Source organism: Oleiphilus sp. HI0123 (genome assembly GCF_001635315.1).
In genome coordinates, this window is sequence record NZ_LWGE01001590.1 from 1 (window position 1) to 832 (window position 832).

Consider the following 832-nt stretch of genomic DNA (forward strand, 5'->3'; position numbering starts at 1 on the left):
TGCTGTAACTTAGTGATCTTCTGCGGGCGACTGTTCTCTGCCAGCGGATCGTCAGACTTCATCAACTCATCGAAGGCCATTTCGAATTGTTCGATACGTCCTTTAACCGTGTAGTCAGGTGAACCGTCTTCAAGGAAAGTCACTTCACCAATCGCATTGTTATGTAGGAATGGAGCCGTTGCCCAAGCCGATAATAGAGAGAAGTTTCTCAAGTACCCTGGGCCACCTTCAATCTTCTTCTCGCCAATCTGCATACCACCGACGATTGGCGCGACAGGGTTAAGCACCTTAGGAATACTGCCCGGTGAAGGCTTATTCTTGTAGGTCTCAGATGAGAACTCTTCAAAGATGTGGCCTTCATTATGATTGTCATGAATGGCTCGACAATAGTTTGTACCAATGATATCGAAAGGCACTAACTCATCGTTTGACAGCCAATCCTGACCAAAGATACCTTTCTCGGCGAACTGCTTAGGACGTAACTTACCGGACTCATCTTTCTGCATAAATTTCGCAATAAAGGCCGGATCATTGCGCTCTGCGTCAGTGAACTCTAATTGCCAGTAATCTTCCGAACCAAATACATGACCTTCGTAGAACTTGGCCAAAGCATTCTTATCTGCACGTACGTTTTCTGGTGCCATTTTCGAGCTGTGGCAACCTGCACACTCACGAGCAAAAACTTTGCGGCCTTCTGGAACCTTATCCAAATCGATATAATCCTTACCTGCTTTGCCATCCAGGTCTTGAGATGCTAGTAGATAGGTCGGGCCGCCAGTAATCAAGAACGCAGCCAGGTCATCCATTTTTGCATCGGCATAGTTCCACGCAT

At 46.8% G+C, this 832-nt stretch carries 1 protein-coding gene; it reads right to left on the reverse strand.

The window, feature by feature from the left end; translation table 11 throughout:
- Window positions 1–832, reverse strand: an 832-nt coding sequence (locus A3761_RS28040; protein WP_197473164.1) for a hypothetical protein, incomplete at both ends; no start/stop codon positions are given.